General features: G+C 66.9%; 27 protein-coding genes and 1 pseudogene. 4 read left to right on the plus strand and 24 right to left on the minus strand.

All coding sequences use genetic code 11. The features are described 5' to 3' along the window. Positions 1 to 66 precede the first annotated feature (66 nt). The 6 genes from ACFWWR_RS29970 to ACFWWR_RS29995 all read right to left on the minus strand — a co-directional run bounded on the left by ACFWWR_RS29970 (position 67) and on the right by ACFWWR_RS29995 (position 4,821). Positions 67 to 2,292 (minus strand): cell division protein FtsK, encoded by a 2,226-nt coding sequence (locus ACFWWR_RS29970; protein WP_384306357.1) that lies wholly within the window; start codon positions 2,290 to 2,292, stop codon positions 67 to 69. Between the two features lie 93 nt (positions 2,293 to 2,385). After that, complete coding sequence (locus tag ACFWWR_RS29975) at positions 2,386 to 2,766, minus strand: RRQRL motif-containing zinc-binding protein (RefSeq protein WP_384306359.1); 381 nt, start codon at positions 2,764 to 2,766, stop codon at positions 2,386 to 2,388. After that, complete coding sequence (locus tag ACFWWR_RS29980) at positions 2,766 to 3,758, minus strand: DUF2637 domain-containing protein (protein ID WP_384306362.1); 993 nt, start codon at positions 3,756 to 3,758, stop codon at positions 2,766 to 2,768. Before ACFWWR_RS29980 ends, ACFWWR_RS29975 begins: the two co-directional genes overlap by 1 nt. After that, positions 3,755 to 4,084 (minus strand): hypothetical protein, encoded by a 330-nt coding sequence (locus tag ACFWWR_RS29985; protein WP_384306365.1) that lies wholly within the window; start codon positions 4,082 to 4,084, stop codon positions 3,755 to 3,757. Before ACFWWR_RS29985 ends, ACFWWR_RS29980 begins: the two co-directional genes overlap by 4 nt. Then, the gene (locus ACFWWR_RS29990; RefSeq protein ID WP_384306368.1) at positions 4,081 to 4,368 is read right to left on the minus strand and encodes a hypothetical protein; all 288 of its coding nucleotides are present in this window, start codon (positions 4,366 to 4,368) and stop codon (positions 4,081 to 4,083) included. Before ACFWWR_RS29990 ends, ACFWWR_RS29985 begins: the two co-directional genes overlap by 4 nt. Positions 4,369 to 4,452: 84 nt before the next feature. Beyond that, the gene (locus ACFWWR_RS29995) at positions 4,453 to 4,821 is read right to left on the minus strand and encodes a hypothetical protein (RefSeq protein WP_384306371.1); all 369 of its coding nucleotides are present in this window, start codon (positions 4,819 to 4,821) and stop codon (positions 4,453 to 4,455) included. 627 nt (positions 4,822 to 5,448) lie between these two features. Between ACFWWR_RS29995 and ACFWWR_RS30000 the strand changes: the two genes are divergently transcribed. Continuing rightward, positions 5,449 to 6,216 carry a helix-turn-helix domain-containing protein gene (locus ACFWWR_RS30000; protein ID WP_384306374.1) on the plus strand — a complete coding sequence of 256 codons (768 nt, stop codon included), beginning with the start codon at positions 5,449 to 5,451 and terminating at the stop codon, positions 6,214 to 6,216. Then, positions 6,216 to 6,689 (plus strand): NUDIX domain-containing protein, encoded by a 474-nt coding sequence (locus ACFWWR_RS30005; RefSeq protein ID WP_384306377.1) that lies wholly within the window; start codon positions 6,216 to 6,218, stop codon positions 6,687 to 6,689. The genes ACFWWR_RS30000 and ACFWWR_RS30005 overlap by 1 nt, the downstream gene beginning before the upstream one ends. On the opposite strand, the gene ACFWWR_RS30010 is transcribed toward ACFWWR_RS30005, so the two are convergent. From ACFWWR_RS30010 to ACFWWR_RS30090, 17 genes are all read right to left on the minus strand, one after another. Further along, on the minus strand, positions 6,677 to 7,246 hold the full coding sequence (locus ACFWWR_RS30010; protein ID WP_384306380.1) for an HD domain-containing protein: 570 nt from the start codon (positions 7,244 to 7,246) through the stop codon (positions 6,677 to 6,679). The genes ACFWWR_RS30005 and ACFWWR_RS30010 overlap by 13 nt on opposite strands. 11 nt (positions 7,247 to 7,257) lie before the next feature. Continuing rightward, positions 7,258 to 7,704, minus strand: coding sequence for a GntR family transcriptional regulator (locus ACFWWR_RS30015; protein WP_384306382.1), 447 nt, complete (start codon positions 7,702 to 7,704; stop codon positions 7,258 to 7,260). A gap of 818 nt (positions 7,705 to 8,522) precedes the next feature. Then, on the minus strand, positions 8,523 to 8,903 hold the full coding sequence (locus tag ACFWWR_RS30020; RefSeq protein ID WP_384306385.1) for a hypothetical protein: 381 nt from the start codon (positions 8,901 to 8,903) through the stop codon (positions 8,523 to 8,525). A gap of 723 nt (positions 8,904 to 9,626) precedes the next feature. Further along, entirely contained in the window at positions 9,627 to 9,923 is a 297-nt protein-coding gene (locus tag ACFWWR_RS30025) for a GYD domain-containing protein (RefSeq protein WP_150483021.1), read from the minus strand. Between the two features lie 327 nt (positions 9,924 to 10,250). Next, complete coding sequence (locus tag ACFWWR_RS30030) at positions 10,251 to 11,624, minus strand: tyrosine-type recombinase/integrase (protein ID WP_384306388.1); 1,374 nt, start codon at positions 11,622 to 11,624, stop codon at positions 10,251 to 10,253. Further along, positions 11,621 to 11,815: a helix-turn-helix transcriptional regulator gene (locus tag ACFWWR_RS30035; RefSeq protein ID WP_384306391.1), complete on the minus strand. Its 195-nt coding sequence runs from the start codon at positions 11,813 to 11,815 to the stop codon at positions 11,621 to 11,623. Before ACFWWR_RS30035 ends, ACFWWR_RS30030 begins: the two co-directional genes overlap by 4 nt. Beyond that, a complete protein-coding gene (locus tag ACFWWR_RS30040) occupies positions 11,791 to 13,110 on the minus strand; it encodes a replication initiator (RefSeq protein WP_384306393.1) in 1,320 nt (439 codons plus the stop codon). Before ACFWWR_RS30040 ends, ACFWWR_RS30035 begins: the two co-directional genes overlap by 25 nt. A gap of 129 nt (positions 13,111 to 13,239) precedes the next feature. Next, the gene (locus ACFWWR_RS30045; protein ID WP_384306395.1) at positions 13,240 to 13,494 is read right to left on the minus strand and encodes a SpdD protein; all 255 of its coding nucleotides are present in this window, start codon (positions 13,492 to 13,494) and stop codon (positions 13,240 to 13,242) included. 13 nt (positions 13,495 to 13,507) lie between these two features. Then, positions 13,508 to 13,702: a hypothetical protein gene (locus ACFWWR_RS30050; protein WP_384306398.1), complete on the minus strand. Its 195-nt coding sequence runs from the start codon at positions 13,700 to 13,702 to the stop codon at positions 13,508 to 13,510. A gap of 9 nt (positions 13,703 to 13,711) precedes the next feature. Next, a complete protein-coding gene (locus tag ACFWWR_RS30055; protein ID WP_384306400.1) occupies positions 13,712 to 13,903 on the minus strand; it encodes a mobile element transfer protein in 192 nt (63 codons plus the stop codon). Next, positions 13,903 to 14,094: a hypothetical protein gene (locus ACFWWR_RS30060; RefSeq protein WP_384306402.1), complete on the minus strand. Its 192-nt coding sequence runs from the start codon at positions 14,092 to 14,094 to the stop codon at positions 13,903 to 13,905. The genes ACFWWR_RS30055 and ACFWWR_RS30060 overlap by 1 nt, the downstream gene beginning before the upstream one ends. 18 nt (positions 14,095 to 14,112) lie before the next feature. Further along, positions 14,113 to 14,733, minus strand: a complete 621-nt coding sequence (locus ACFWWR_RS30065) for a DUF2637 domain-containing protein (RefSeq protein ID WP_384306405.1) — start codon at positions 14,731 to 14,733, stop codon at positions 14,113 to 14,115. Between the two features lie 3 nt (positions 14,734 to 14,736). Further along, positions 14,737 to 16,122: an FtsK/SpoIIIE domain-containing protein gene (locus tag ACFWWR_RS30070; protein WP_384306408.1), complete on the minus strand. Its 1,386-nt coding sequence runs from the start codon at positions 16,120 to 16,122 to the stop codon at positions 14,737 to 14,739. 5 nt (positions 16,123 to 16,127) lie between these two features. Beyond that, positions 16,128 to 16,463, minus strand: a complete 336-nt coding sequence (locus ACFWWR_RS30075) for a hypothetical protein (protein ID WP_384306448.1) — start codon at positions 16,461 to 16,463, stop codon at positions 16,128 to 16,130. A gap of 140 nt (positions 16,464 to 16,603) precedes the next feature. Continuing rightward, a complete protein-coding gene (locus ACFWWR_RS30080) occupies positions 16,604 to 17,332 on the minus strand; it encodes a GntR family transcriptional regulator (protein WP_384306411.1) in 729 nt (242 codons plus the stop codon). A gap of 89 nt (positions 17,333 to 17,421) precedes the next feature. Further along, positions 17,422 to 17,859 (minus strand): ATP-binding protein, encoded by a 438-nt coding sequence (locus ACFWWR_RS30085; RefSeq protein WP_384306413.1) that lies wholly within the window; start codon positions 17,857 to 17,859, stop codon positions 17,422 to 17,424. Between the two features lie 275 nt (positions 17,860 to 18,134). After that, a complete protein-coding gene (locus tag ACFWWR_RS30090) occupies positions 18,135 to 18,875 on the minus strand; it encodes a GntR family transcriptional regulator (protein WP_384306416.1) in 741 nt (246 codons plus the stop codon). A gap of 82 nt (positions 18,876 to 18,957) precedes the next feature. On the opposite strand from ACFWWR_RS30090, the gene ACFWWR_RS30095 reads away from it, so the two are divergent. Next, on the plus strand, positions 18,958 to 20,052 hold the full coding sequence (locus ACFWWR_RS30095) for a DUF1152 domain-containing protein (RefSeq protein ID WP_384306419.1): 1,095 nt from the start codon (positions 18,958 to 18,960) through the stop codon (positions 20,050 to 20,052). A gap of 858 nt (positions 20,053 to 20,910) precedes the next feature. Here ACFWWR_RS30095 and ACFWWR_RS30100 read toward each other — a convergent pair. Beyond that, positions 20,911 to 21,074: pseudogene (locus ACFWWR_RS30100) on the minus strand (IS5/IS1182 family transposase); the annotation flags it as partial. A gap of 168 nt (positions 21,075 to 21,242) precedes the next feature. Here ACFWWR_RS30100 and ACFWWR_RS30105 point away from each other — a divergent pair. Further along, positions 21,243 to 21,944, plus strand: coding sequence for a DUF3800 domain-containing protein (locus ACFWWR_RS30105; protein ID WP_384306422.1), 702 nt, complete (start codon positions 21,243 to 21,245; stop codon positions 21,942 to 21,944). Positions 21,945 to 21,990 lie beyond the last annotated feature (46 nt).

A 21,990-nucleotide genomic window follows, 5' to 3' on the forward strand; every position in this document is an offset into this window, starting at 1 on the left:
TTTGGGGCGCTAAGCGGGCCGCTAACACTAGCGGGGTGTGCCGCTAGCGCTAGCGGCCCGAGATGGTCAGCCCGCGTCCCGCTTTCCGTCACGCTCCGCAATCGCGGCCGTGATGTGGGAGCGGTCGACGCCGCGCCGGTTGACGACCTTGCCGTCCACCCGGCGGCCCACCTGGATCGTGGACAGGCCGCGCGGCTTCAGGGCCGCGGCGAGGGTCTCGGGCTCCCATCCGTCGTAGACCTCGGGGCGCAGTTCGGCGAGCCGCGCGACGACGGTTTCCGACCACACCTTGGTCTCCTTGACGGGGATCACGGCGAGGATGTCGGCGAGCAGGTCGTACGCGCTCGCCACGGTTTCCGGCTCTTCCCCGAGCGCGTAGCCGGACAGCAGTCCCGCCTTCTCGCGCGCCGTGCGGGCGCGGGCGGCGATGCTGTCGGCCCCGGGGCCGTCCACGTACACGGAGCCCACGATCCGGGCGTCGGAGCCTTCACCGATGAAGTAGTGAATGCCCTTGTCACCCCAGCTGAACATGGTCGCGCGCACCCCGCGCTTGTACGCAGACGTGCCGAGCACCATGTCGTTCTCCAACTGCCCCATGACCTTCAGGCACCAACGCGCCGACGCGTTCGCGGAGATGCCCGTGGGCAGCGCCTTGGCGTCCGGGCGCTGCGTGGCGAGCAGCAGCACGATGCCGGTGGCCGGACCGCGCTTGACCAGGTCGGTGGCGATCTCCTCGAACTCGTCCTTGTGCTTGGGGTGCTCGAACAGCACCTGGCACTCGTCCACCCCGATCACGATGGGGTGCAGGCCAAGGGAGCGCTTGTCGGCGAGTTCGCTGGTCACCTTCGACTCCGGGCAGATGTCCCGCGGAAGCGAGCGGATCACCTTGGTACGGCGGCGCAGTTCCTCGCGCAGCGCCCGGAAGTCGTTCAGGCAGTACTCGATGGCGTCGTCATCGTCGCCCGCGGCGTGCCGGTGCGAGACGGCATTGCCGACCGGGTCCAGGTCACCGGTGCCCTTCATGTCGTACGTGTGCAGCTCCGCCCGCGGGTCCAACGCGGCGATGAGCAGGAGCAGGCGGAGCAGGAAGGTTTTACCCATGCGCGGGATGGCGCCGATGATGCCCGCGATGTACATCAGGGTGACCTCGACCCAGCGTCCGCGCTGGTCGGTGCCGTAGGCGACGGGCTTGAACAGGTTGACGCTGCCGCTGGTCAGCAGCGGCCACTTGGGCTTGCGGGAGGTCGACATGTCCTGATCGCCGACCCACAGCACGAGATGCCCGGTGTGCTCGTTCGGTACTGCCTCGGGCCACACGCAGCCCAACGGCCGACGCAGACCGGACGCGAGCCGGTCGCGACGCTCGATGACGTCCGTGACCGTCACGCCGTACGGGAGGTTGCCCTCCGCACGCCACCCCGGACCGTCACGCGTGATCGGGGCGGTGAACTCGAAGCCATCGCGGCCCTTGCCCTGCGCCTGGTTGATGGCGGGGATGCCGAGCGAGCCGAGCGCCCGCAGCACGATGTCACTGGTCAGCTTCACTGCCTTGGGCAGCTCCACTGCACGGTGGATGACCGGGTCATCCGCACGGCGGCCGGCGGCCCCAAGCGCCATCACGACCGCGCCGACCGACAGGGTCTGAAGCCAGTCGGGGGCGAGCACGTAGATGGCGAGCGCAGAGCCGAGCCCGATGAACATCGCGAGCACGGCGACCAGGGTGCGGAGTCGGACGCGTCCGTCGCGCTGCCGCGACAGCTTCAGGTACTCGGCTGCGTCCTCGCGCCGGACCGCGGCGAGTCGGACCGGCTCGCCCTCGCGGTCGGCCATCCACCGCAGGGTGCCGCCCACGAACCGCGCGGCACCGGACGGCGCCTGAAACGTGAGCCGTGCGGCGTAGACCGGGGAGCGCAGCGCGTGATAGCCGACCGAGTGGGCGTAGTGGCGCGCCACCCACGCGGCAGCGGTCCGCAGCTCGGCCAGCGAGCGCAGCCACGCCGGAACGACCGCACGGCGCTGTGCGCCCGCGAGCCGACCGAGGTAGCCCGGACCGGCCGCCTTGACGGTCGGCAGGTCGACCATCGCGCGGGCGGTCGGGTCACCCGACTCGGTACCCGACCGGTCCGGCGCGGAGTCTGCCGACGGGTCGGAGTCGGGTCGGGTGGTCGGGTCGGCCGACTGGTCGCGGGCCGACCGTGCCTTGTCGAGGTCGACTACCTCGCCCCCGGAGTCGGCCGCCATGTCGGCTTCGAGTCGGTTGAAGAGTTCGTTCTCGTCGTCGGGGTGCTTCACTGAAAGTCCCTTCCAAGGGGAGGAAAGGCGGGGTCCGGCCGTCGCTGTAGGAGGTGGGCGGACGGACCCCGCCGGATCGTGGTGCAGGGGTGTTCAGGCGGCGCGCTGTTCCTCGGGGTAGGCGCAGGGCACGCACATGCCGAGCGAGGTGGGGATGACGTATCCCGCATCCGTGCGGCACTGCGGACAGGTACGGCGGGCGCACATCGCCTTGGCGAGCGCGGCCCGCTTGCCGGGCGTCATCGGTCGGACCGGCTTGGCGCGGTCAACGCGGTAGAGGTAGGCGACCAGCGGGCCGCGCCGGTAGCGCGGGCGCAGCACCTGAGCCGCGATCGGCTGACCGCCCGGACGTAAGCCACGGGCACGCAGTTGGCGGCGCGTGGCGAGTCCGTCGGGGGCGTAGCGCCACGGGTAGGTGGGGATGCCGTGGCGGGCGCCGGTCGGGTCGTAGCACTTGCCGAATGCCGCGGGCATCAGGCTGCCTCAGCCTCGGACTCCTCGCCCTCCGCGTCGTCCACGGAGTGCAGAGGGCGACCGTCGGCGCGCTCGGACTTCAACGCGTCACGCAGCGTGCGGGCGTTGGCCTGCGAGACGTGCACCGCCGTGCGGATGCGGTCCGCGGTCAACTCCGCGTCCTTCCACTCCGCGGTGACCGTGCGCGCCTCGGTCAGCAGCTCCTCGAAGGTGCGCTGTGCCTTGGTCTTGCCCTTGGCGGGGGTCCGGCGGCGCGGGCGCGGCTTGGCGTCGACCGGGGGCGCCGGCGGGGTCTCCGCCGGGGGCTGTGCGGGTGTCTCCTGGTCGGTGGCGGGGGCAAGGTCGCCCATGCGCAGTATCACGCGCTCGCGCCGCGGGGTCTTCGTCCGCCACTTGCGGCCGTAGCGCTCGCGCAGGTCCGCGCGGGCCAACTGCCGTACCTTCTCCCGCGTCAGCGCCTCGGAGTAGGAGGTGACCTCCCACAGCGTCATACGACGCCACAGCGCGAACGTGGACGGGAACGCCAACAGCCAGCGGGAGAACCGGATCTTCTCCATGCGGCGACCAGTGGCCGCGCCGATCCGCACGGCGTAGATGTGCGCGCCGATCTCGGAGAACACCACCCACAGCAGCGGCATCGTGCCGTGCGCCACCTTCGCCGACAGGGAGTGTCCGGCCGCGATGTTCAGCCCGCACGTGATCAGCGTGAGGACCCAGGGCACGAACCGCACCCACGCGAGCGCCATATCCATCCGGATCAACAACAGGTTGGCGACGGTGAACACGGGAATGGACACGTCGATCCCGACCGGCAGCATCCACGGCTCGCCGAAACCCCAGCGGGCCGCAGCCTCGGAGACGGCGTCGAAGGAAGAGATCAGGCCGAGCGCGCCGACGCCGGCCGCGCCGAGCGCGCCGATACCGGCGAGCCCCATCTCCGGGCGGGTCAGCGGCGGCACGGCCGAAGACTCGATGGTCTGCACGCTCGTCATGCCGCACCCCCGACCAACACCGGGGCGACGATGTCCGCGTAGCCAGTCAGACGGACCACCGCGCCCGCGTAGTCGACGGTCGTACGCAGGACGCGCGTCCGGCCGTCGCTCTGCTCGCGGTAGGTCACAGCGTCCGGGGCGATCCCCAGGGCCTCCCGCCACGCCTCGAAGCCGGGCAGGTCATCGTAGAACGTCAGCTCCAACCGCTCCGGGTAGACGCTGGACACCTGCACCGACGGTGCCGACAGGTGCCCGAAGTCCGCAGCCAGCAAGCGCAGCCCGCGCAGCGGCACGGCCAGATCGTCCAGCGTCAGCGCGTCACTCATGCCGCCGCCCCCTTGCGCGCCGTGCGACGGCGGGCGGGGCGGGCCATGGGGACGACGTCGAACAGGTCCGGGTTCTCCTCGATGACCTGAGCGGCCATGCGGACCAGGTCGTCGGGAAAGTCCGGGTCGTCGGCGAGGATGTCGCGCGCCGCGTCCAGACGGGCCGCGCGCTCTTCGTCCGTCTCGCCCTCGACCCCGAGCCACAGCTCAACCGGGGTACCGAGCGCCAGTTCCGCGAAGTCCTCGGGAGAGATGGCCTGTTGACGGCCGACGTACATACGCATGACAGAACTCCTGATGTCGATGGGACGCGGGGCGGTCGCGGTCTTTGGCGAGAGGCGACCGCCCCGCAGGGCGTGGCGGTGGGGTCAGATGTGGACCCGGCGCGGGCGGTTGAACAGGTTGATCAGGCCGCCGGTCACGGCGGTGACCGAGGTGAAGGCCACGAAGGTGACCATGGCCCAGTTGGCGCCCAGGTCTCGCACATAGACGCAGTTGGCGACCGCGGACGCGATGCCGAGCAGGAAGAACAGCAGGGTGGCCACCGCGCGGCCGGCGGTCATCGGCTTGAAGCCGCGAGCCACCAACTCGATGTCCTGCGGCCTCACCGGCCGCAGCGTGTTGCCGTTCATCTGGACGTCGACCACGTTCCCGACGCGGTGACTGGCGACGCCAGCCACCGTGCCCAGCGCCTTGGTGCTGCGGATACGGACAACGTCACCGATGGCGAGCAGCATGGAGGTTCCCCCTCAAGTCGTGGAGGTCCGAGACGATCCCGGCTCCCCCTCACCGCACCTGCGAGAGATGCGGATCAGGCAACCGGCCGCCGCACCAGGTGCGGCGGAATGGTCTAGGTGAAGAGGTGCGCGGGCCTGAGCCGCGCTGGACGCCTTTTGCGGGAGGTGACGGCCCGTCGTACGCGATATGGATCTGTGCCTCAGTCCCGCTCTTCCGAGGAATCGCATCTCGGTCTCTTCGCGCGGCGTGGGTGCCCTTGGGCAGATCCGTTCTTTTGAGTCGGCACGTGTCCCTGACGGGAGATGACCGACTGGTCTCCACTCGCCTCGGCCGGAGTCGTCACGGCCGTCGTATCTGCGGTGGATCACGCTGTGGAGTTGTCGTGCTCGCTCGGTCGCTGAGCGATCCGAGCAAGAGGAACATGTATTACGTGTTCCTCATCTTGCAGAGAGGAGTTCGCCTCGTCAAGCCCTTCGGCTGTTTGAGTTCTGCGAGCCCCTCGCGCTCGATGTACCTACAGACTGGCGTCGGCGCCGACGACGATCGACTTCGCGGATGTACGGCTCAGGTCGTTCTTGGCTACTGTGAAGTCGTACCAAGTCATCCCAACAAGGCGGAGGTTGGACGTGGCGAACGAGCGACTGCGCGGCGCGATTGTGGACTTGGGCCTGACGCTCGATGAGGTCGCCCAACGGCTCGGGGTCGCGGCCAAGACGGTCGAACGATGGATCAACGAGCCTGAGCGCAAGCCATATCGCCGCTTCCAGTACGCGACAGCCTCGCTTTTGAAGTGCGAAGTGTCGTACCTGTGGCCGGACGAACGCACATCAGCGGAGATCACTGCCTCTGGCAACGCGGAGTTGGTCAGGCTCTATCCACACCGGTCCGTCGTGATGCAAACCCTCTGGACGAACCTCTACTCCAAGGCGACCCGTCAGTTTGACCTGTTGGTGTACTCCGGGTTCTGGCTCACGGAAGACGCGACGTTCCACCGCATCGTGAAAGAGAAGTCAGCCGATGGAGTGCCCATCCGCTTCATCCTGGGAGAGCCCACCTCGCCGGCCGTGGCGGTGCGCGGTGAGGACGAAGGGATCGGCGCGGCGATGGCAGGCAAGATCCGGAACGCTCTCATCAACTACGGCCCGCTCTTCGGTCTCCCTGGGGTGGAGTTCCGGCTGCACGGTACGACCCTCTACAACTCGATCTATCGGGCCGATGACGAGATGCTGGCGAACGGGCACCTCTACGGCGTCGGCGCCTACATGGCCCCTGTGCTGCACCTGAGACGCGTGCCCGGCGGTGAGCTCTTCGACGCCTACGCTGAGAGCGTTGAAAAGGTCTGGGAATCGGCCCGTCCGATCTCTTCACCTGCCGATTGGGAAGGCACTGCCTGATGAGTCGCATCGACTACTTCCGCGACCCGAACGCCCCTCACGCCAACTCGGTGGTGCCCTCGGTCACCGCAGTCGTCCAAGACGACGCGGGGCGGTTGCTGCTCATCCACAAGACGGACAACGACCTGTGGGCACTGCCCGGCGGTGGCCACGACATCGGCGAGCGCATCGGTGACACCGTCGTCCGTGAGGTTGCTGAAGAGACCGGCATTGACGTTGAGGTAGACAGCATCGTGGGGCTCTACACCGACCCTGAACACGTGCTGGCGTACGACGATGGAGAGGTCCGGCAACAGTTCTCCATCTGCTTCCGAGCCCACCCCATCGGCGGTTCCCTGCGCACAAGCAGCGAGTCAAAAGAGGTCCGCTGGGTCAACCCAGCGGACCTTGACGGACTGGACATCCACCCGTCGATGATGCTGCGCATCCGCCACGGTCTCGACGACTCGCGGCGAGAGCCCTATATCGGCTGACTGTCGGCAGAGACCTGCGCCAACCGGCCGTTAACACGCTTCGCCGCCGCGTGGATCTCGGGTGCCGCGCGCTGGATGAACCGCCCGACGATCGTGTCCGGGCCGTACCGCTGCACGATCTCGTCCAGCCGCTCGGCCGGCGTGGTGTGTGTCCCGTCGGGCGTCGTCGTCATGTCGCAGTACAGCAGAGCGTCGACCAGGTCCGGACGCTCTAGCTCGAACTCCCCCTCCAGTTCCTGCCTCAGCCCGCGTTCCTCGGCTTCCAGCAGGGCGCAGGAGTGGTGAGCAACGAGACGAATGACCCGCTCGTCTGCCTTTTCCTGTTCTCGGAGGAACCGCGCACCGTCCAGCGGGTGAAAGCCGGTGGTGGCGATGGTCGGCGAGTAACCGATGTCATGCAGCACCGCGGCGGCTTCCAGCAACTCGGCGTCGTCGCCCATGATCGGGCCCAAGGAGCGAGCGCGCTTGGCGACCCCCAGCGAGTGCGCCCACCGACGCGGAAGCGGATCGGACAGCAGCGATTCGGAGAGCGAGTACGCCCACTCAGTCAGTCCCATGGCGGCCAAGCCTACGGCCGGACGGTGGGCGTCGGGAGAGCGCGCACGGTTCGCCCCTTGCCGTGAACGGTGGCGAGCAGGCCGTTTCCCTCCATCTGGGCAAGGACACGACGCACGGCGGTACGGGAGGCGCCGAACCGCTCGCAGAGCTTCGCTTCGGACGGGTACGTGTCGCCCACTGAGAGCGAGTCCTCTGTGATCACGTCGGCCATCCGTTCCGCGAGAGAACGACGGTCGCCACCCCGAGCGACGCGCCACCCGATCCCGGGAGCGGACTCAACAACTCCGTCGGCTTCGAGAACCTTGAGGGCACGACGGATCGTGTTGCGGGAGACCCCGTGCAAACGCATCAGAGCAGCCTCCGAGGGCAGAGTGTCACTAGCTTCGCCCTCTTTGATCTCTTGGCGCAAAGACTCAGAGACCTGCAAATACGTACCTCGGGGACTGGCGTGCGGCACAGAATCTTCCTTCCATCATGAATCTCGGACCGATATCTCGCGCCTCTAGCTATCCGGTGAGTTCTGGGGTCCGAATCCTCTGCGCCTGACTCGGACTTCGTGGAGTGTCAACAAGGTGCGCTGTGCAGCATGCAGGTTTTCAAGAACCTCGGAATGCGGCAATGGCTCATTCCCGCCGTGAACAAGGCGATTCCGAACCCTCAAGAGCCGTCGCACCTCACTAACAAATTCACCACCAAGGTCATTCTCTTGCGCATAGGAAATCACTAGGTTTGCGACCCCTTGGCGCCGTGTCTCTATTTCATCGAAAGGGCCGTCTTCGCGGAGCATCGTCTCAATGTCCCGCCATGCAGCCAGAACTTCCCCAACGTCTGCATTTTCGACGGATCGCGAACTTGGAGGAAATGTTTCGTTATTTAGACCCACCCTTCCGAGCTGCGCCCAAATCATCAAGGCTAGGCCAGAAACTCCGATAAGGCCACCAACTACAGACAGGTAGCGGGCGACTTCCAGGTCTGAAAGAAGCACCGAGAAAGCCAGTGTGGCGAGACCCAAAATTGAGATGAGGAGCCCGACTAGAGCCAGTGGGGTATTCGGTGATGCAGTCACCCTTCTAACGGGTGATCGGTCAGCCTGCATCAATGTGCGGACCGCGCTGGAAATGTCACGGCGCTCAATAATACGGGACCCTCTCCCGTCTGCATAAAGGCGGGCGCGTAGCATCAGCTCATTTTCAGCTTGCCTTTTCCATGTGTCGAGCTCTCGCCTTGCATCATCCGTGAGCTCAAGACCGTCGATTCCGTTCTCCCGACTATTCATCATTTACGCCCTGCGAGGTAGGCGATGATTCCGATGAGTACCGAAGCGGCAAATCCAATTGAGCCAACGGGAGTGTCAAGTTTTCCGGCAAAAACACCAGCCACGGCAGCGGCGGCGTATGAGATGACGTCCGTCAAATGTTTCATCACGGAGACAGGTCTCTGAATGTGACCCCGCCGTCCGGAAAGATAGGCTTCGCGAACCAAACTGGACGTGATCACAGGTGGCCCAGAGCCTATGTGGAAACTAACTTCAAGCCTATTGGCCTCATCGAATACGTCAATCCCGAACTCCTTGAGGCAGATCTCAAGCTCGCTTCGCGCGTCTGGGGGGAGTGCCCCGCTGCCAGGTACCTCAATGTTGAGGTCATCAGATGCCACTGCTCCATGCTAGCGACGTCGGCGGACATGAGCAGGGACGCAGCACGGGCACCCTTGCAGGGCGCTGCACCGTGACCTACAGCAGAGGTCGACGCCGTTGCAACAGCCGTACTCCAGTGGCATGGAAGGCTGGCAACGACTCACGGCGTGCGTGTCTAACTGCGTGACAACGACCGCGTACGGTGGCGCACGTCCACGCACGTTCAAGGACAGTCAACGCAGTTCAGCACACCGTTCCTCCCTGGCCCGAGGACGACCAAGATTGCTTCGGGACGAAGAGGTCGAGGCGCGCACGGCCACATCACGGGCACTCTCAGGGGCGACCAACTCCAAGACTCTGCGCACGGTATGCGATAGAGATCCCGCATCAGGTCGGCGGCCTCCGACATACGTGCAGGTCAAAGCAGGCTTCGGGGGCGCTCTAGCCATGCCCTCCGGAGCCGTGTGCGCAGGTTCGAATCCTGCCGGGGGCACCCTTCATATGGTGCCCAAAGACCCCGTCACCAGCGGAAACGCTGAGGCCGGGGTCTTCGCGTATGTGCAGGCGTATGCCGCTCGGAGCGGGCGTATGTCGGGGGCTGTGGACGAGGCGTGGACGGGATCTTGGGACGTAAGCGCAGGTCATGCCTGGTCCCCCCAAGGTCCCGGACAGGTCCAGGGGCCTTGGGGGGTACCGCCTTGAGCGTGTCACTCGTACCAACAGAACCTCGACGTGGAAGTCCCTCAGCCGGTGGCTTTGGCGATGATGCGGTCCATTTCCTCCCGGCCGAAGGCTCGCAGGGTCGTGCTACGGACGTTGCCCAACGCGCCGACTTGTAGGAGCACTGCGGTGGCAGTCTCGTCGTCGGGCGCCTCCACGACAGCCACGAGGTCGTACGGGCCGACGGTCCAGAAGAGGTTCAGGACCTTCACCCCGAGCTTCTGAGCCGCTGCCGTGAAGGCTTCGGCGCGTTGCGGGGTGTCCTTGTAGCCGCGGACTCCCTGGTCGGTCCAGTTCAGCAGCGCAACAAACGTCGGCATGATCCTTTACCCCTGAAAGTAGACGCAACAAGTCGGGGTCAACTCTGGGCACCATGCGCGTAATGCGCATGAGAGGCGCATCTGAACGAGTGATAGGGGCCATCACCCGCTCCCTCGAGCGGGCGGTGGGCAGTCCGTCGACGCAAATGAAGGTGACACGGCAGCGAACGCGGACAGCAACGGCAGTGCCTGGCTTCATGGCCCGGCACGACATATACCCCGGAGCCACCGGCGCGGAATTCCTGAGGACAGGAACGCCGGTCTCGGCCAAGGCATGGCGATGCCCCCGGAAAAGTCCGGGGGCATCGGAGCTACCGTCGTCTGCGATCACTCGTACTCGCGCAACAGATCCTCAATACGGCGGTTGGCGACCTCTTGACGGCCGTCGAGGCACTTGGCGTATCGACTGAGGAGAACCTCCACGCTGTTGCCCGCGCGCTCGGCCACCTCGGTGGCGTCCACTCCGGCGTTGAGCCACGTCGAGAGCGCCGAGTGCCGAAGGTCGTACGGCCGACTCGCGAGTGGCGAGGACGCGACGGCCGGCGGGAGCGCGAGGAGCCGGGCCTCCTGCCACACGCGGTAGTACGTCGAGGACGGGACGACCGAGCCCTTCTCGCTGAAGAAGAGCCGTCCGTCGTCCGCCGTGCCGAAGGTGGCCAGATGCTCGCGGAGCACGGCGACGAGGTGTGGCGGGATCGGCACCCGCCTCACGTCCTCGGTCGGTCGGTTCTTCAGCCCCCGGTCGTCATGGGTCTCCCCCGAGTCGGTCCACTGCTTGCCGACCGACGGACGGGTCCGGTGGAGCAGGGCCGAGCCCCAACCCCGTTCGGGAAGGATCAGGTCCGTCTCGACGAGGCCGACCGCTTCCGCCGGCCGAAGGCCACCGAAGTACATGGCGGCGAACAGGCCCACGAGGCGACGGCCGCGGGCACGCCGGTATCCGCCCACATAGGAGACGGCAGCCAGGAGGTTGCGGGCCTGCTCCGGGTTGGCGACGACGCGCGGGTCCACCTGGTTGGACACCTTCGGTTTCTGCCAGCGGACCGCCGTGACGGGGTTCTCCCGCAGCTCCCCCAGGTCGACCGCGTAGTTCGCGGCGTTGACCAGCGTCCGACGCTTACGCCGCACGGTTTCCGCCGCGGCTGCCGTGCCGTCGAGCTTGAGTTTCAGCGAGTCGAGGACCGCGCGAGCCGTGGCGGGCTCAGCGAGATCGGCGAGCGGTCGAGAGGCTTTGGACACCCAGTGGAGAACGTTCCGCACGTCGTCCGGGACTTCCCGATCGTCAGGCCCCGGCAAGACGAAGGCCCAGTTACGAAGTGCCTTACGGAGCGCCTCATCGGACGGACGTCCGGCGCGGTCGTCGAGGAGTTCCACCGTCACGCTGGTGAGCGATTCGTTGATGCCGTCCCGTGTATTGGGTGCGGCGTGGGGCCACTTCATAGCGAGGTACCTGAGGGCGAAGGCGTACCACGACACGGCCGACTTCTTCTCTTCCATCGAGGCCGGAAGCCCCGACTCGGTGTCGAACTCCTCGCCGTCGCGCATCGCACGCATCAGCTTCGTGCGGTAGTGATCGGCGAGTGCCTTGGTACGGAAGGAGTCGGAGAAGACGTTGCCCGCCACCGACCAGCGGACTCCGTACGAGGGCGTTTTGGTGTCGCGCTTGCGTACGGCCCACACCTTCACGTCGAGAGACTTCACGCTGCAGCCTCCAACTGCCGCAACCACGTGGTGAAGTCACTCCGCCACACCCGGAGCTCCCCGTTGGGCAGCTTGAACGCGGAGGGCCCGTATCCGAGCTCACGCCAGCGGTAGAACGTCCGGCGAGAAACACCGCCCAGCTCATCCAGGACTTGACGAACAGTCATCAGCTCGTCGCGACGGTGGTCCATGTCGGTTCTCCTTCCGTTCCGGGGGCGGGTTCGAGGGACACGGCGAGCCAGGCTTCGGCGTTGCTGAGCCCGGTTCCGGCGAAGACCCAGTGAGAGAGGACGAGGGTCGATTCCGGGGCCGTTTCGGTCGCCGGGGTGGCTTGTGCTCGGCGCCATTCGGCTCGTGCGTTGCGGAGTGCGCCGAGGGTGGTGGAGTAGCGGCGGGACTTGGTGGAGAAGTGGCCGCGGAAGCCGAGCATGTGAGCCCAGGCCCGAAGGCGGAGCTCGGCGAGTTCGGGGCGAGCGCCGAGACTCCAGGCGACGCGGATCATGCGTTCGGCGTGTTCTGAGATGCGTGCCTGGGCGAGCTCGGCGAGGAACTTGAGCGGGCGGTCGAGGGTGCCGGTCGCCGTCTCGGCGCCTTTGGTGGCGTACTTGGCGATGTAGGCCGCTACGGCTCGTTCGGTCAGCTCCTGGCCATTGTCGAAGTCGGCGGATCGGATCGTACGGACGTCGAGTTGGCGGCCGAAGGCGAAGGTGTGCGCGCGGCCGTCGATGGTCGGGCCGTCGACGCGGGCGGCGGTGGCTGCGGCCTGGATGGCGTCCGTCAAGAGCTCTGCCGTTGCCCAGGCAGGCGGTGAGGTGTCGCCGCCTTCCGGGCCGTCGAGGCGAATGACCGCGTGGAAGTGCACGGCTCCGCGCTTTTGGTACTCGGCGACCTTGGCGAAGGAGATGCGTGCGTGGTCGCGGAAGGTGCGTTGGGTGAGGCCGGCGCGCTTGGCGACTTCCCGGCGGAGATAGATGGAGAAGCGCCGCCAGAGGAGCCCGGCGTGGGCGTTCCAGAGCACGGCCGCTTCGTAGTCGTACCGGTCCGGGTAGAGGGGCGTACCCAGCGCGTTGTCGTCCTCGTCGTGACGAGCACCGCAGCGGCAGGGGCGTCCGTCGGATCGGCGGTTGTGGACCGGGCCGAAGCCGGGGGCGGTGAAGGTGGCGAAGACGCGGGGGTGTGTGGCGACCTGGTCGGAGGTGCCCTTGCCGCCGCGTAGTCCGGCGGTGATCAGGTGGTAGGTGTCGCGGCGGTAGGTCTCGGCACAGGCCGGGCAGCGGGTTGCTCGGCGGTTGTTGCAGCGGACGAGGAGTTGGCCCGCCGGGAGGGCGGTCGAGTCGAGGTGGTGCAGGGCGCGGCCGATCTCGCCGGTTGTCGTGTCGACGGCGTATTCGGTGCGGTGGCCGTCGAGACGGACAGGGTGCGTGCAGCCGCCCAGGCCGGAGAGTTGGCGGGCCAGCTCGGGCATGGTTCCGAGGGAGGCCAGCATGGAGAGTTCCGCCAGCGGGGGCGGAGTCTGCCGGGTGAGAATGGGACTTCCTTTCGGCTGTTCTGCGGTTGGGAGGGACGGCCCCGGGGCGGCGGGATGCTTGGCGGCGTTTGCCGCCCCGGCGGCCGGTCAGCGCCTGTTGGCGTTGTTCAGCAGGGAGCGCAGGACCACGGCGGCGATGGCCACGGAGATGGCCGTGATGGCGACGGCCGCCAGGAGCGCGGTGAGGACGACCCCGCCGACGAGGACGACGGCGACCGGCCCCGCGTAGGGACTGAGCGAGCGGCCGGCGGCGGGAGCCGAGCTGTGCTGCTGGTGGTGGTGCTGCTGAGGGATGAGGGTCGACGGCGGAGTGGGTACGTCGGGCAGCTTGGGGCGGAACATGGCGGAGCTCCTCTCAGCGGTTGTCGCCGTTGACGACGCCGACCCCGGAGCGGGTGCCGGACTCGATGGCGGGGGCGAGGAAGGTGTGGGAGAGCCAGAAGCCGAACAGGGCGATCACGACGGCGACCCACAAGCGGACGCCCAAGAACTTGATCGCGGCCCAGGCGATGACGCCCAGGACGAAGACGAGCGGGAGCGAGACGGTCACGGCATCTCCTCAGCGGACGCTGCAGCGGTGAGTGCGGGCGGCGAGCTCGGCGGCGGCACGGGTGTCGTAGTCGTGGGAGAAGCCGCAGCGAGGGGCGGTGCAAACGGCGATGTGTTTCTCGCGTCCGCGGCTGTCGTAGGCGGTGCCGACCTGGACGGGTCCGATGCGGACGACGTTGCGGAAGCGGCGGTTGGCGGGCATCAGGGGAGCTCCTCAGGGTTCTCGCCGGTGAAGTCGGCGGCGTGGTCGGCAAGCCAGCGCAAGATCTCGTCGCCCTCGTAGCTGTCGGCGGTGAGAATTACCGGTTCGGCGATGAGCACGGCTGCGGTGAGGCGGTTCTGTCGGGTCAGCTCGGCGGCACGCTTGAGCGCGCGGAGCGTGGACGGACGCAAGGTGGAAAGTCCTCCGGGTCAGGTGAGTTGGGCGGCGATGGCTTCGGCGAGCGGAAGCGGGACACCGAGGCGAGCGCGAAGGGTTGGGGTGTCGATGTCCGTTCCGGTCCGTGTCCGGTGGTCGTCGGCGACCTTGCGGGCGAGGGCGACGAGGGCGGGCGGGACGGGAGCGACGGACGGCGGTGCGGTCGGCTGCGGATCGGCTGCCGGCAGCTCAGGGGCGGTCGGATTGACGGGCGATGCAGATGCCCGGTCTTGTTCCGATTCCGGCACCTGGTCGCGGTCCGAGGTGCCGTGGGCGAGGAGGGTTCCGCCGAGGAAGGCGACGGCGGGCCATCCGGCGACGAGGATGCGCAGCCAGGCCGGAACGTCCCCGAGATCGAGCAGGCCGGCTGTCGCGACGTTCGCGCCCAGCGACGCGACCAGGGCGACGACGAACCAGCACCAGCCAGCGGCTTTCGCCGTACCGGAGCGCAGCCGTCGCCAGGCCGCGACAAGGAGCAGGTCAACGCTGATCGGATAGGCCCATGCCTTCCAGCCGTCCTGCCCGGCCGCAGCGGCGAGGTCATGAAGGTGGGCGAAGGACAGTGCTGCGGCAATGGCCGCCTGGACCAAGACCGGGTCGAGCCGGATGCCCATCGGTCAGTCCTCCGCTGTCTCGGAGGCCAGGCGCACGGTGGGTACCGGTTCGGGACTGTCGAGGACTACGGGCGGGACGTACGGCCGGAAGGGCGTGAGCGCCGGAACGTCGGGGGCGAGGTGAGCCGTGTCGCGGCACGTGGCCGCAGCATCGGCGAGGGACAGGTGGGGAGTGCGGATGCGGGACCAGCCGCCGGAGGTGTCACCGGCCACGGCCAGGCCGGGCAGCTCGGCGGCGATGGCACAGGAGGCGTAGACCGCCTCGGGTGCGATGTCACCGAGTGCCATCTTGGCGGAGGCTTCGTCGTTGACGCGGTGGCAGACGCGGCCGGTGAGCTGGGCCCGCAGCATGGTCGCGCCCTTGCCCAGCTCGGCACCGAAGCGCTGCCCGCACACCTCCAGATAGACGCCGGCCGCGCGGCCGAGCTGGGCGAGCCGGATGAGGTGAGTGACCATCTCGTCGCGGCGTTCCTCGTCCTTACGCGTGGCGACGAGAAAAAGTTCGGCCACCTCGTCGACGAACAGCACGATGGGGGTGGGTCGTTCGCTCTCAGGCAGGCCCCAGATGTCAGAGGTGATCTCCTCGTCGGGAGTGCCGGGGGCGATGCCCTGCCGCGCCTTGATCAGGTCGTATCGGTCCTCCATTTCCTTGACCAGGACGGGCAACAGCCCGGCCGCCTCTTCCGGGTCGGTCGCCAGCGCGGCGAAGCGGGAGGCGAACGGCGCCAGCTCGACGCCCCGCTTGCAGTCGATGCCGACCAGGGCGACGGACTGTCGAGCGAGACCGGCGATCAAGTTCCGCAGGTACATGGACTTGCCCGACAGCGTTGCGCCGAGGACGAGTTCATGCGGAACGGCGCGGTAGTCACGTAAGAACGCCGTGGCGTCCTCCCGCAGCGCCACCGGCACCTTGAGGAACCCGCCCTCGATCCGCCGAGGCATCCGAACCTTGCGCAGGACGTCGAAGCCGATGAGCCGCAGTTCGACGACACCGGGCTTCACGTCCTTCACGTACACGCCATGCACGCCCCACGCATGGCGGAGCCGTTCCGCCGAGGCAGCGACGTCAGCGGGTTCCTGGCCCGGCGCGAGCCGAAGACGGACGCGCAGGCCAGTCGACGTGGGCCGGATGATGCCCCGACGAGGCGGGACGGGGCGGATCTCCCGTCGGCTGGTCGCCTTGATGGCCAGCACCCGCAGCCGGGACGGCTCGACGGTCAGGCCGCACGCGTCCATGGTCGAGGAGTACGAGGCCAGCAGCCGGGCCACCGAGACCGGCAGCCCGACCGTGGACCAGTACGCCGCCGGGTGGGCGTGCCGGACGTATGCGGCGCCGCCGATCGCAGTGAGCGAGCCGCCCAGCTCGGCCAACGTGATCAGGTCCGTCACGACGATCAGCCCGCCTGAGCGACCGGGAAGGCGCCCGGCGCGATCGCGGTGGCGCGGTAGGCGATGCCGTGCCGCTGCTGGCCGTTGAACACGCTTTCCCACGGCCGGGCGATGAGGCCCGGCAGCGACACCGGAGAACCAACGGCCAGGCCCTCCGTCACACCGCTTTCGGGAACGGTGACCTGGATGAGCGACGAGTCTCCCTCGTCGATGAAGACGACGCCGACGGTCATCAGCGCCTCACCGCTCACGGCGTCCTTGGCGATCTCACCGGTCTGCCGGTCACGCACCTTCGGCGCCGGAGCTTCGGTCAGCAGGATCGTGGCGGACGAGGCGTCAATTGCGGATCACACGCACAGAGATTTCTCCTTCGGGAATCGATCAACCCGCCGCCTGACAGGTTGACTTAGCAAGTTCGAAGTTAGAGTTGCCAAGTTGACTTGTCAAGCTGGAAGAGAGCTCAACTGCCGCTGCAATGAGCTCAGTTCAAGCGGTACGTGTCTTCGAGTTCCTGGCCATCGGCAGGAAGCAGCACGTCGGAGACCTGCAAGGCCAGGCCGGATGCATCGTGGGCGATGACCAGGATGCTGAGGACTGGCACGCCGTCAGGCAGGCCGAGGAGCTCGGCCTCACCGGCGTCAGGCAGTCGTGCAGAGACCCGCTCCGTCACATGGTCGAAGCGGACCTTCTTCCGACCCTCCAGGTGTTCCCGGGTACCGGCATCCAGCGGTTCAGAGCGCCCGAGTTCGGTGCCCTCGACGAGACCGGCGGGGAAGTACGAGGACACAAGTTCAACCGCCTCCCCGTCCTGCTCTACCAGGAACCGGCGCATCAGGACTTTGGCTCGCTTGGGCAGCCCGAGCGCGGAGGCGATGCGCGCGGGAACCGGCACTTGGTCGACTGCAACCAGACGCCCCGGAGTCTGTGACTCGTCGCGCTCCAGTGCTTCGCGCCCGCGGCGGTCCTTCTGCTCGATGACGGCCGGCCGCCCGCGCACGATCGTGCCGTACCCCTGTCGGGACTCCAGCCAGCCGTCTCGTTTCAGCAGCTCAAGGGCGCGTACCACGGTCGGGCGGGACATCCCGAAGGATTGGACCAGCTGATTCTCACTGGGGACCCGCGTGCCTGGCGGGTACGTGCCATCCTCGATGCGGCGTTGGATCGTCTGCGCGAGGCGTACGTACTTCGGTGCCTCCACTTCATACGCCATGAACGCCGCCCGTCGGGATTGGCCAAGTCAACTGGTCAACCAGACTAGCGACAAATTCAGTTGCGCAGTACTGCGGCGTCACACACGTCTCAGGCCGGCCAGGCATCGGCCATCACGAAGGAAACAACGGTTCCGCCGCGCCGACTGGGGCCGGAGTGCCAGGACTCGGCGATGGAGTCGACGAGGAGCAGCCCGCGCCCGTGCGCGTCGGCGGCATCGGGGTGCCGCAGCCTCACGTTCGCCGGAAATCCCGGGTTGTGCACTTCAACCCGGAGCGATGTCCCCTCTCGGAACCACTCCACCCGGACGAGCCACGGGTCGTCCGACCGGCCGTAGGCGATGGCGTTGGTCACCAACTCCGAGATCATCAACAGGCAGTCGTCGACCGAGCAGGCAGGGTTGTAGGGGGCGATGAACTTCCGGAACCAGCGCCGAGCCCGAGGCACCGACTCCGCTACGGGATGCAAGGTCATCGCACCAAGTCGCGGCGCGTCCTCGGAGGGGTAGCGGTCAAGCGTGTAGGCCATCCGTGCTCACTCCTTGCCGCTGCCGTCGCAATCGAGGCAGCGCCGTTTCGATGCGGCACGGGCACGGTCGTTGACGGTCGAGAGCGCCAGGGCCGTGCGCGAGCTGACTCGTTTCCAGCCCCGCCCTCGGCATCCCCGGCAAGCTAAGTGCGCACCCTGTTCCGGCGGCTGACCCGTCACTCCGTGCCCCCTTTCAGTAAGTGGCCTTAGCCACTTACTGGATAGTGGCATTAGCCACTCTTGCGACGCAAGCGGTTCGCCGAAATGACGGACCGTCAGGTGAGCGGGTAGCCCTGCTCGAACGCCCAGCGGTGCGGTGGGTAGGTGGCTTCGGCAAACTCCAACGGCCGGTCCTGCAGGTCGAACACGACGTGGTGCACGATCAAGACCGCAGAACCAGCGTCGAGTTGGAGGTCTGCCGCCTCCTCGTCGGTTGCCTGCCGGGCACACATGCGGTCTTCGGCGTAACTCCCCTGCCGTCCCGTCATGTTCTCCACGTACATCAAGGTGCCCTGTTGGATGCGTTCGGGCTCCAGCAGGTTGGGAGCGCGTTGTCCGACGTCCGGAGCGAACCAGGAAGTGGACAGTGTGATGGGCCCGTCCTGGTTGTTGGTCACGCGTCGGCGGTGCACGGCTCGGCGGTCCTTCACCAGACCCAGCCCCTCGGCGACATGGTCAGGCGCCTCCATCCAGCCGGCCGAGGTGATGACCGCGTACTCGCCGGGGGTGTAGATCTTTCCGGTCTGTCGCGCCCGCCCGTACAACTCTCGTGCTCGGCGGTTGACTTCAAGGCTGCGCACGTACGTGCCCGAACCCTGCCGCTTCTCAACGAGTCCTTGATGGCTCAGCGCTTCCAGCGACCGCGCGGCCGTCGGCCTGGACACCTTCCAGTTCGCCGCCAGTTGCCGCTCCGAGGGGACCTCGTCCCCCGGCCTCAGGTCGCCCCGAAGGATCTGATCGCGGATGTAGTGAGCGATCTGGAGATACTTCGGCTGCGCCTCTTCGATCTGGGGCATGTCCCCTCCTTATCCAAGTGGCTATGGCCTCTAGCCACTATAGGGTGAGTGGCCAGAACGCCGAACCCGTAATGTTGACCACATGACGCGGTTGATCGTCGCAGCAGGAGGAGGGGGCGACGCAGTCGCCGCCGCAATGCTTGACGCCGCCCTTTACGGCGACGAGGACCAGGCGGTGATCCTCACGTACGCGTGGGACCGCCTCTTGGTCGACCCCGTCCCAGGCCCCCGAGGCCCATCCGACTTCACGGGCCTCGAACCCGTCACTCCCTCGATCTGGTCGGTGCCGGCCGAAGCCCGCCCGATCGCCCCGGCAGGATCCACCCTCCCGCGACTCGCAGCGGAGCTGCCGCACACCTTCGCTCTGATCGACCCGCACCACGGAGCCGAAGGCATCACACGCCAACTCGAAGAGCTCATAGATCACTTGGAGCCGAGCTCGATCGATCTCCTGGACGTGGGCGGTGACATCCTCGCGCGAGGCGACGAACCGACACTGAAGAGCCCGCTCGCCGACGCCCTCACGCTGGCCGCGTGCTGCCAGGTGACCGCTCCCGTCAGGCTCTTGGTTGCCGGTCCTGGCCTAGATGGTGAACTCCCAATCGACGAGGTGCGCAGCTTGCTCGGACCCCTCGTCCGCACATTGACCGCGAAGGACGCAGAGTCGGTCAGCTCGGTCCTGGAGTGGCACCCGTCCGAGGCCACCGGGATGCTCGCTGCAACAGCGCGCGGAGTACGAGGCATCTGCGAAGTACGGGACGCCGGACTCCCCATTCCGCTCACGGACGACGGCCCGACGGTTCATGAAGTCGACCTGGACGACGCCCTGAATCGCAACGAACTGGCTCGCGCCATCCTGTCGACCGCCACCCTGGACGAGGTGGAGGCCTACAGCCGCGAAGTCTGCGGCTATTCGGAAATCGACTACGAGCGCAACAAGGCCGCCTGGCTCAAGGACCAGCCAGCGGTCAACCTCGACCGCGACAACGTGCTCTCGCGGCTCACCCGGTTCGAGGAGGAGGCCCGAAGCCGCGGAGTAACCCACACGACGTTCCGCCACCTCACAGAGGTCCTGAACCTCAACGGCTCACAACGCGATGACCTGCGCCAACTCCTCATCAGCAGCCGTCCAGAGCGCTACGTCGCACCGCTGTGGCACATCCCAGCCGATGCCTGAGTAACAACCTTCTCTACGGTTTCAAGGCTCGCTGCGCTCGCTCGACCGGCGGCCGACGGCGCTTGCCTATCTTCGGGCCGCAGGCTCCGCCCAGGCGCATCAACGGCCGCGTCGGCCCGCATGCCGCCGCCACCGCGATCCGGCCTCAGGGATGGAAAAGATCAACAGCAGCTAGACCCCAACGCCCTCGTTTCGGGGGCCACACGAGCACCCCTTTCCACCCGGTTGCCCACAAGGGGTCGAGCAAGTCCGAGGGCCGCGCCAAGCGCGGCGGCGCCGGCCGGTCGCCGCCGCGCCGCCTCCATGTCTTCGCCACCGGCCGCACGTCGCCGCCCGCCCGTCGCCGCCCGCAGCGGCCAATACCAACACGGGGACGGGGGCGAACGGTGATCCCCAACGGTGCAGGTCAAAAACGCTTTGTGTTACCGAAAGAGGCCGGATCGCGGTGGCGGCGGCATGCGGGCCGACGCTGCCAGATACGCGGGCGTTCGAACGGTCCGCCGATCCCGCACCAGGCCACCGGCCGGACGGCGGACGCGACCACGCGGACGTAGAAGACCAACACCCGACCTCGACCTGGCGCAGGGCCGCGGTCAGAACGATGCCTCCGGCGGGGGATCGGCCGGCACCGGGATGGAGGGGGCGCCGTTCCCGACCGCGGGTCCGTGGATGGCGTGCGTGGTGGGCTCCCATCCCGTCCACCGTCGACCCAGGCAGAGCCGAGCAGACGCGGCCCATGGCGTCCAGGTCGTTCGTACAGTGGCGCGCTCCACCTGGACGCCATGAACCACGCCTGCTCCACGGTGTGTGGGTCGACGGCGGACGGGATGGGAGCTGGGGTGAGTGGTGGGTGATGCGACGGTCCTCCAGCGGCAGCCGCCACGGCCGGCCATGCTGAACGTCACCGCCGCGACGCCACTCCAACGCCACCCGCCAAGCGGCTGCACCTCACTCAACCCGGAGAACGGCTCGATCCACTTCGGATCATCCGCTGAGATCACTCCCGCCGATGCCCCAGCCACGCATCAACCGCCTCGCCGATTCCGGGACAACCTAATGGCAGGTTGTCCTACTCTACGCGGAGTCAACGTGTCTCGATTGAAGGTGCGACCCCGGCGGCTGTCGATATTAGCGTGACGACGCGGACGGTTTGGCGGCGTTGGGGCAGGCCTCACGAAAGGTTCTTTGCGGTGAAGCTATTTATGGACGAGTCGGGAAACGGAAATACCTCCCAGCCGCTGATCGTCGGCGCGGTTGAACTGGGCGAAGATGCAGATGACATAGAGGAAAAAATTCGGGATTTGCATAAGAGGCTATCTGCGAAGAGCAGCCTGGCCGGACTTGCCAGCTTCGAAGAATTTCGCAATAACGGTTTTCACAGCTCGACCAATCCGCTAGAGGTCTCCGGCCCATTCCTAGAGCTCATGCGGACCATTTTCTTTAGGTCATACATGGCCGTAACCGATCGAACAGGTTTCCCTGGCGACACTGAATCCAGGCTGATCGAGTTCATGTATGTGAAATTGCTTAGTGATCTATTGATCCGCCATCGCCATGAATCTGAGTTGCTTTGCTACATAGAGCAGAGCGAGGGCATGGCGGCAATTATTCGCCGACTTCCCGGAAACGTTGTCAGGCAGGCCTACAAAACAATGGGTAAAGCCGCACCGTTGCCGCAGTTGAATATCACAATGGTCGCTAAGAGTGACTACATGTCTACGGCCATCATCGACTATGTCATGGCAGCAGTAAGTAGATGGCTTCAAGCGCGCTGTACCACAGAACCGAAAGACTGGGCCTATAGGGCATTCCGCGAGATTGAGCCGTCCATTTCCATGCTCTATTCATTCGAGCACGGTCGCATCTCTAGCCGGAAAGACCCACTTCATTGACGTATGATAGGATCGCGCGAGGAGGTAGGGTCGCGGTCAACGTTGT

The sequence above is a fragment of the Streptomyces sp. NPDC058678 genome (assembly GCF_042714835.1).
Classification (GTDB): Bacteria; Actinomycetota; Actinomycetes; order Streptomycetales; family Streptomycetaceae; genus Streptomyces.

Bases quoted from the DNA above. Each gene is read 5' to 3' on its own strand.
- ACFWWR_RS29975 (WP_384306359.1), bottom strand. From the start codon at position 2,766: ATGCCCGCGGCATTCGGCAAGTGCTACGACCCGACCGGCGCCCGCCAC.
- ACFWWR_RS29980 (WP_384306362.1), bottom strand. From the start codon at position 3,758: ATGACGAGCGTGCAGACCATCGAGTCTTCGGCCGTGCCGCCGCTGACC.
- ACFWWR_RS29985 (WP_384306365.1), bottom strand. From the start codon at position 4,084: ATGAGTGACGCGCTGACGCTGGACGATCTGGCCGTGCCGCTGCGCGGG.
- ACFWWR_RS29990 (WP_384306368.1), bottom strand. From the start codon at position 4,368: ATGCGTATGTACGTCGGCCGTCAACAGGCCATCTCTCCCGAGGACTTC.
- ACFWWR_RS29995 (WP_384306371.1), bottom strand. From the start codon at position 4,821: ATGCTGCTCGCCATCGGTGACGTTGTCCGTATCCGCAGCACCAAGGCG.
- ACFWWR_RS30005 (WP_384306377.1), top strand. From the start codon at position 6,216: ATGAGTCGCATCGACTACTTCCGCGACCCGAACGCCCCTCACGCCAAC.
- ACFWWR_RS30010 (WP_384306380.1), bottom strand. From the start codon at position 7,246: ATGGGACTGACTGAGTGGGCGTACTCGCTCTCCGAATCGCTGCTGTCC.
- ACFWWR_RS30025 (WP_150483021.1), bottom strand. From the start codon at position 9,923: ATGCCGACGTTTGTTGCGCTGCTGAACTGGACCGACCAGGGAGTCCGC.
- ACFWWR_RS30035 (WP_384306391.1), bottom strand. From the start codon at position 11,815: ATGGACCACCGTCGCGACGAGCTGATGACTGTTCGTCAAGTCCTGGAT.
- ACFWWR_RS30040 (WP_384306393.1), bottom strand. From the start codon at position 13,110: ATGCTGGCCTCCCTCGGAACCATGCCCGAGCTGGCCCGCCAACTCTCC.
- ACFWWR_RS30045 (WP_384306395.1), bottom strand. From the start codon at position 13,494: ATGTTCCGCCCCAAGCTGCCCGACGTACCCACTCCGCCGTCGACCCTC.
- ACFWWR_RS30055 (WP_384306400.1), bottom strand. From the start codon at position 13,903: ATGCCCGCCAACCGCCGCTTCCGCAACGTCGTCCGCATCGGACCCGTC.
- ACFWWR_RS30065 (WP_384306405.1), bottom strand. From the start codon at position 14,733: ATGGGCATCCGGCTCGACCCGGTCTTGGTCCAGGCGGCCATTGCCGCA.
- ACFWWR_RS30080 (WP_384306411.1), bottom strand. From the start codon at position 17,332: ATGGCGTATGAAGTGGAGGCACCGAAGTACGTACGCCTCGCGCAGACG.
- ACFWWR_RS30085 (WP_384306413.1), bottom strand. From the start codon at position 17,859: ATGGCCTACACGCTTGACCGCTACCCCTCCGAGGACGCGCCGCGACTT.
- ACFWWR_RS30090 (WP_384306416.1), bottom strand. From the start codon at position 18,875: ATGCCCCAGATCGAAGAGGCGCAGCCGAAGTATCTCCAGATCGCTCAC.
- ACFWWR_RS30095 (WP_384306419.1), top strand. From the start codon at position 18,958: ATGACGCGGTTGATCGTCGCAGCAGGAGGAGGGGGCGACGCAGTCGCC.